This is a genomic window from Brachyspira pilosicoli, assembly GCF_019402445.1.
Lineage (GTDB): Bacteria > Spirochaetota > Brachyspiria > Brachyspirales > Brachyspiraceae > Brachyspira > Brachyspira pilosicoli_B.
In genome coordinates, this window is the sequence record NZ_SRZM01000074.1 from 1 (window position 1) to 7,391 (window position 7,391).

General features: G+C 31.1%; 5 protein-coding genes. All 5 read left to right on the plus strand.

Features of this window, described 5'->3' with window-relative positions; genetic code table 11:
• The first annotated feature begins 215 nt into the window (after positions 1–215).
• The 5 genes from E6A48_RS03075 (at position 216) to E6A48_RS03095 (ending at position 7,195) form a co-directional block, all read left to right on the plus strand.
• The gene (locus E6A48_RS03075; protein ID WP_219708522.1) at positions 216–1,247 is read left to right on the plus strand and encodes a 2-oxoacid:acceptor oxidoreductase family protein; all 1,032 of its coding nucleotides are present in this window, start codon (positions 216–218) and stop codon (positions 1,245–1,247) included.
• A 14-nt stretch (positions 1,248–1,261) separates the two neighbouring features.
• Positions 1,262–3,526, plus strand: coding sequence for a thiamine pyrophosphate-dependent enzyme (locus E6A48_RS03080; RefSeq protein ID WP_219708523.1), 2,265 nt, complete (start codon positions 1,262–1,264; stop codon positions 3,524–3,526).
• Positions 3,527–4,028: 502 nt separating this feature from the next.
• A complete protein-coding gene (gene metG, locus E6A48_RS03085) occupies positions 4,029–5,978 on the plus strand; it encodes a methionine--tRNA ligase (protein WP_219708524.1) in 1,950 nt (649 codons plus the stop codon).
• A 16-nt stretch (positions 5,979–5,994) separates the two neighbouring features.
• Positions 5,995–6,765 (plus strand): cell division protein FtsQ/DivIB, encoded by a 771-nt coding sequence (locus E6A48_RS03090; RefSeq protein WP_219708526.1) that lies wholly within the window; start codon positions 5,995–5,997, stop codon positions 6,763–6,765.
• Between the two features lie 25 nt (positions 6,766–6,790).
• Positions 6,791–7,195, plus strand: coding sequence for an A1S_2505 family phage non-structural protein (locus E6A48_RS03095; RefSeq protein WP_219708527.1), 405 nt, complete (start codon positions 6,791–6,793; stop codon positions 7,193–7,195).
• Positions 7,196–7,391 lie beyond the last annotated feature (196 nt).

Here is a 7,391-nt window from a genome sequence, read left to right on the forward strand (position 1 = left end):
GTCTAGGGTATATAGTATTATAGTTTTTTAGGTATGTCAAACATATTTTTGAGATTTTTTATTTTTAAATTTTTCAAAATGCATTAAAATATTTATATGTATAATAATAATATTTAATTTGACTTTTATATATTTTATAGTAGAATATATAGGTTGATATATAAGAGTATTAACCCAAAAATCACATATTTTAATAATAAAAGGAGAATAAAACTGTGAAACTCCCAAAAGTCAATGATTTAGGATTTTTCGAGATCCGTCTCGAAAGTATCGGTGGAATGGGTGCTAATAGTGCTGGTAAAATGCTTGCAGAAGTAGGCGTTTTAACACAAGGTTTCTATGGTGCTGCATTCTCAAGTTATGGTTCAGAAAAGAAAGGTTCTCCAGTAAAATCTTTTGTAAGGTTTTCAGAAACTGAAGTTAGAGTAAACTCTACTGTAGAAGAACCACATGTAGTGGCAGTGTTCCACATGAATCTTCTTAAAAACCCTCTTACTTTAGCAGGTGTTAAAGAAGATGCTATTGTTATTTTTAACACTAATAAAACACCTGATGAGGCAAGAGATTTTGCTAAATTACATGGCGGTAAAGTAGTTTGTATTGATGCAATAAAAATTGCTAATGATTTAAAACTTCCTTCACAAGCTGCTAATACTATCATAATGGGTGCTATGGTTAATCAGCTTGATTTCATAGATTCTGCTAAGTTTGAAGAGCAAATCAGAAAACAATTCGGCGGAAGAAAAGCTGAATTAGTTGAGCCAAATATTGAAGCTTTCAGAAGAGGCGGAAGCGATTCTGTTGTTAAAGAATTCAAAGCTGACGGAAAATATCCTTATATTCCTTATAAAAAACCAGAACCTGTATATGGTAAAAACAACCAATTAACAGGCGGTTATATCAATGCTGCTGGTAACTCTACTTTAAAAGATTTACAAGTTACTCGTACTGGTAATATACCTGTATTCAATCCTGCTAACTGTATTGATTGTGCTAACTGTGAAGTTGTTTGTCCTGACCTTTGTATTGTTTGGGAAAAAGGACCAGACAGGAAAGACCCTAATAAAACTGCTATGAATATGATGGGTATAGATTATCAATACTGTAAAGGTTGTTTAAAATGCGTTAGAGCTTGCCCTAAAGGACCTTATTCTGGTAAATTTGAAAAAGATCAGCAGGCTTTAAGAATAGAAGTAGAAGCTAATTGTGATGTTGATAAACTTACATACAGACGTTATAAAAAATAATAAGGAGCGTATAAATGGCACAAAAATATAATCTTGCTGAGCAAGAAAACATACTTGAAAGTGGTAATGAATTAGCAGCCATTGCAGCCGCTCAAATCAATTATCACGTTATGGGTTATTACCCAATCACTCCATCTACTCAAATTGCTGAGTACTTAGATGAAATGAAAGCTAATGGCAGACATACTGTTTGCATGATTCCTGGTGACGGTGAACATGGTGCTGCTGGTATCTGTTATGGTGCTACTACTGCAGGAGGAAGAGTATTCAATGCTACTTCTGCTAACGGTTTGCTTTTTGCTATGGAACAATTACCTGTTCAAGCTGGTACAAGATTCCCTATGGTATTAAACGTTGTAAACAGAACTGTTTCTGGTCCATTAGATATTAAATGTGACCAATCTGACATAATGATGGCTCTTAACACTGGTTGGATTATCATTATGGCTCATACTACTCAGATGGTTTATGACTTCAATATATTTGCATTAAAAATTGCTGAGAAAGCTAAACTTCCTATCATTGTTTCTTCTGACGGATTCTTTACTTCTCACCAAAAGAAAAAAATCCACCTTTTCAAAAATGATAAAGATGTTCAAGATTTCTTAGGTAAATATACTCCTGAAGTTACTTCTGTTGAGCCTACTAAAAACCCTGTTACTATTGGACCTTACATGAACGAAGATGAATTAACAGGTAGTAAATTACAACTTTCTCAAGCTTTAGAAGATTCTAGAGCTATTATTGCTGAAGTATTTGAAGAGTTTGCTTCTCTTTCTGGAAGAAAATACTCTCCTATAGAAACTCATAACATGGAAGGAGCTGAAGTTGCTTTAATGCTTTGTGGTTCTGCTTATGAAACTGGTACTTTAGCTGTTGATGAAATGAGAAAAGCTAATCCTAATCTTAAAATTGGTGCTTTTGCTATTACTCAGATTCGTCCTTTCCCTGAAAAAGAATTACAAAAATTGCTTGCTAATGTTAAAGTAGTTGTTGTAGGTGATAGACAAGATACTTATTCTGGTATGGGCGGTAATATGTCTACTGAGATTAGAGCTGCTCTTAAAAATGACCCTAACAACAAATCTTCTATTGTTAGCAGAGTTTATGGTCTTGGTGGTACTGAGTTTACTCTTGACAAAGCTAAAGAATTATTTGATTTAGGTTTAAAAGAATTAGCTAAAGCTGGTTCTGTTGAAAAACACTCTTACTTAGAACAGTATATGGGTGACCCTAATGTTAAAATGAAACCTATACATGAACCTTTAACTTTAGAGAGCCAAAAATCTGGTATCACTGTTACTATGAACGAACAAACTCATAAACTTGATGTTAAAGTTCCACCTCTTAGAGAATTAACTGGTAAAGCTTATCGTTATGCTCAAGGTCATGGTGCTTGTAACGGTTGTGGTATATTCTCTGGTATCAATACTTTCATGAAAGGTATAGAAGGTTCTGTTGTACTTTTGGTACATACTGGTTGTTCTATGGTTGTTACTACAGGTTATCCTTACAGCTCTTATAGAACTACTTATGTTCACAACTTGTTCCAAAACGGTGCTGCTACTCTTTCTGGTATTGTAGAAATGTATCATGAGAGAAAAAGAAGAGGAGAAATTGATGGACCAGAAGATCCTACTTTTATAATGGTTACTGGTGACGGTGGTCATGATATAGGTATGGGACCTTCTATTGGTGCTGCTATTAGAAATCACAAAATGATTATCTTAGAATATGATAATGAAGGATACATGAACACTGGTAACCAATTATCATTCTCTACTCCATTAGGACATAGAACTTCTACTTCTAACGTTGGTAAAGCTGAAGTTGGTAAACAATTCGGTCACAAAGACGTAGCTCAAATATTTAATGGTTGTCATATACCTTATATTGCTACTGGTTGTGAAGCTTATCCTTTAGATTTAGTTAAAAAAGCTGCTAAAGCTCAATGGTATGCTAATAATGTTGGTACTGCTTTTGTTAAGCTTCTTATCACTTGTCCATTAAACTGGAAAACTCCAGATGATATGGGTAAAGATATTATTAAAGCTGCTGTTGATTGTTGTTTCTTCCCATTATATGAGGTTGAACAAGGTATCACTACTATCACTAATATGGTAGCTGATGATAAAAAACAACCTGTTACTGAATGGTTAAAATTAATGGGTAAAACTAAGCACCTTCTTAAACATCAAGACATACTTGATAAATTCCAAGCAGATGTTGATAATAGATGGACTCGCTTAAAAGCTATGCATGAAAGTCCTGTTCTATAATAAATTATTAGAACATAAATAAATAATAACGGTTGTTAACTTAAATTAAGTTTGCAGCCGTTATTTTTTGTTTTTGAACTTTATTATAAGTCCCGCCCATTATTCTTTTTTATTTAAAATAAAAATTTATACTTATTTTTATTAAATAGCTTTCACTTAAAATATAGCTCCCACCCTAAATTTTTTAAATTTGATGTATCATCAATCGCACGCAGAGTAAAGCTTTAAATATAAACTAATTAAGAATATAATTTAAACTATAAAAAACAATCAACTAAACGTGCGTTAAATAGGTTTTTAATTTAAATAATACTTGGGTGGGTATTAACATTTCTTATAAAGCAATAAACATAATTAATATTAACAATTATAAAGTCAAGCAACAAATATAAAAGGGTGGGATTAAAAAAAGATTATTTAAATATATATAAAAATTTTATCTTTACAAAAAGCATTTATTTTAGTATAATTGTCTAAACATAGTTTTAGGGAGAAATAATAAATGACAGACAAAAAATTTTATATCACAACTCCAATATATTATCCTTCAGATTATTTACATATAGGACATTGTTACTGTACTATAGCAACAGACACCATGGCTAGATATAAAAAAATAATGGGTTATGATGTTTATTTTTTAACAGGTACTGATGAACATGGAGAGAAGATTCAGAGAAAAGCAGAAGAAGCTAAAACTACTCCCAAAGAATATGTTGATAATATAGTAGATGCTACAAAAAAATTATGGAAAAGACTTCATATAGATTATAGTCATTATATAAGAACAACTGATGATTATCATGAAAGAAGAGTACAAAATATATTCAAGCAGCTTTATGATAAAGGATATATTTACAAAGGTTCATATAAAGGTCTTTACTGTGTAAGCGATGAAGCATTTTTTACAGAGAGTCAGGTTGTAAAAAAAGATGATGGAAAATGTTACTGCCCTGATTGTGAGAAAGAATTAGAGTATAAAGAAGAGGAATGTTATTATCTTAAACTTTCTGAGTTTGGAGATTGGCTTATCAATTATTATAAAGAACACCCTGAGTTTTTAGAGCCTAAAGAGAGACAAAATGAGATGCTTAAGAATTTCTTGCTTCCTGGCCTTGAAGATTTAGCTGTTACTCGTAAGGGCTTAAAATGGGGTATACCTTGCCCTATAGATAATGAGCATAGTATATATGTATGGATTGATGCTTTATCAAATTATATTACAGCTTTAGGTTATAGTGAAGAAGATGAGCTATATAAAAAATATTGGCCTTGCGATGTTCATTTTGTTGGTAAGGAGATTGTTCGTTTCCATGCTATTATATGGCCTATAATGCTTAAAATGCTTGATATACCTCTTCCTAAAAAAGTATTTGGTCATGGTTGGGTGCTTTTTGATGATGGCAAGAAGATGAGTAAGAGTAGGGGAAATGTTGTTGATCCTAATGCTTTAATAGATAAATATGGCGTTGATGCTTTAAGATATTTCCTTATGAGAGAGATTAATTTTGGTGTTGATGGATTTTATTCACAAGAGATTTTCTTAAAGAGAATTAACAGCGATTTGGCTAATGATTATGGTAATTTGTGGCATAGAATTACTACAATGCTTGGAAAATATTTTGACGGTGTTCTTCCAGAAGAGGTTGAGAGTGTTTATTCTGATAGAGAGAGAGAATTAAAAAAAGCAGTGCTTACTTTAGATGCTAATGTTGAATCTGCTTTAGACTCTTTTAAGTTTCAAGAGGCTTTATTTAATATTTGGGAAGTAATAAGAATGGTGAACAAATATGTTGAAGAGAGTGCTCCTTGGAATCTTGCTAAAGATGAAACTAAAAGAGATCATTTAGCTAATGTTATGTATATATCTTTTCAGGCATATTATATAGTAACTGCTTATTTACAAATATTTTTTGTAGAGACTCCTAAAAAGGTATTTAATAGACTAGGTCTTGGTGACAGTGTACCTTTGGAAGATGCTAAGAAATGGGGTTCTTTAAAGGCTGGCATAAAGATAGAAAAAGGAGAGCCTTTATTTAATAGATATGATATAGAAAAAGAGATTGGTGCTTCTTCTGAGGAAAACAAAAAAGAAGTTAATCCTCCTAAAGAAGATAAACATAAACCATATATAGAAAAAGAAGATTTTGAGAAGTTAGAATTATTGACAGCTACAATAGTTGTTGCTGAGAAGGTTGAAAATGCTGATAAGCTTTTAAAGTTTGTAGTTGATATAGGCGGAGGAGAGCAAAGGGTAGTTGTTTCTTCTATTGCTGAGTATTATAAACCAGAGGATATGGTTGGAAAGACCGTGCTTTATCTTGCTAATTTAAAACCTAAAAAGTTTAGAGGTGTTAATTCTCATGGTATGCTTCTTTTGGCAGATAATGGAGAGACTCTTTCTCTTATGGTAACTGAGAAAGGTTTTAAATCCGGATGCGAAGTAAATTAAAAAATAAATATAAAAAATGAAAAATAAAACTTTTAATGAAAGCAAATTAAGAAAAAAGCTTCAAAAAAATAAATTAAGTCAAAAGCAAAAAAAATTAATTAAGAAAATAGTATTATATTTTTTAATAATAATATTTATTGTTGGTATTGGTTTTGTTTTTAATAAAGCTAAGGTTTTAAGAGTTGAGATAAGAGGTCTTAAATTAATAGCACCAATTACTATAATAGAAGAGGCTAATTTGAGCGATTATAATAATAAAAGTTTATTTTTTATACCAAAAAAAGAAATAAAACAAAGAATAGAAAAAAATATCAGGCTTCAAGTAGAGAGCATAAAAATATCTTTTCCAGATTTACTTATTGTTAATATAAAAGAGAGAGAGACTTTATTTTTAGCAGAGTCGCAAAATGGTATATACGAAATTACTGATGACGGATATATTATAAGAAATTCTTCTATATATAATTATGATGTACCTTATATTACAGGTTTAACTATCACTTCAACAAATGAGAAAATAGAAAATGATTATACAAAATATTTAAGAAGTGTTTTATATGAATTAAAGACTAATAATTATGATATATATAATCTTATTTCAGAGATAAATGCTTTTGGAAAGGATTTAATACTTTATCCGAGGGGCTATCAGGTTCAGGTGATATTAGACAAATATGTTACGGCTAGTAAATTTGTTGATCTTGCTGCCATATTAAAAACAGTGCATGATCAGGCTACTTTAACTTACAGAATAGATTTTAGATTTAATGAAGCTATAATTAATTAACTAATCGCTATTAAGGTTTATATTTATGAGAATATCAGCAAAACATATTGATAAATTGGAAGACAATGAAGTTTTTGTATTTGGAAGCAACACAGAAGGCATGCATGCGGGTGGTGCTGCAAGAATGGCTATGAATTGGGGAGCTATATATGGCAAGGCTTTTGGTCTTCAGGGTAAAACTTTTGCTATTCCTACGGTTGATTATACGAGAAGCGGAAAGATGAGCATTGATGAAATAAAAAAGTATGTTGATGAGTTTTTAGATTTCACTATAAAAAACAAAGATAAGAAATTTCTTGTTACAGAGATAGGCTGCGGCATAGCGGGATTCAAAGTATCAGAAATAGCTCCTTTATTTAGAAAGGCATTAGAATATAGTAATGTGTACTTGCCAGAGAGATTTATTAATTATTTAAAAGAGAATAATTAGTATACTAAAAATTTAAAGTTTTTATTTGTGGTGGCTTTGCCCAACCGTTGTGAGTACTTCGTCAAAAAGTTTTTGCCATTTGGGGCACACTTCGCGAAAATACAAGTACTATAGCTAATATATTATGAATATGTATAAACTATAGGATAACAACCTTTATTTTAGACTAAAAAATGCAGTCTTTTTGCTTCTTTGG

Excerpts from the sequence above, each read along its gene's own strand:
- E6A48_RS03095 (WP_219708527.1), top strand. The coding sequence starts at position 6,791 with ATGAGAATATCAGCAAAACATATTGATAAATTGGAAGACAATGAAGTT.
- E6A48_RS03080 (WP_219708523.1), top strand. The coding sequence starts at position 1,262 with ATGGCACAAAAATATAATCTTGCTGAGCAAGAAAACATACTTGAAAGT.
- E6A48_RS03090 (WP_219708526.1), top strand. The coding sequence starts at position 5,995 with ATGAAAAATAAAACTTTTAATGAAAGCAAATTAAGAAAAAAGCTTCAA.
- metG (WP_219708524.1), top strand. The coding sequence starts at position 4,029 with ATGACAGACAAAAAATTTTATATCACAACTCCAATATATTATCCTTCA.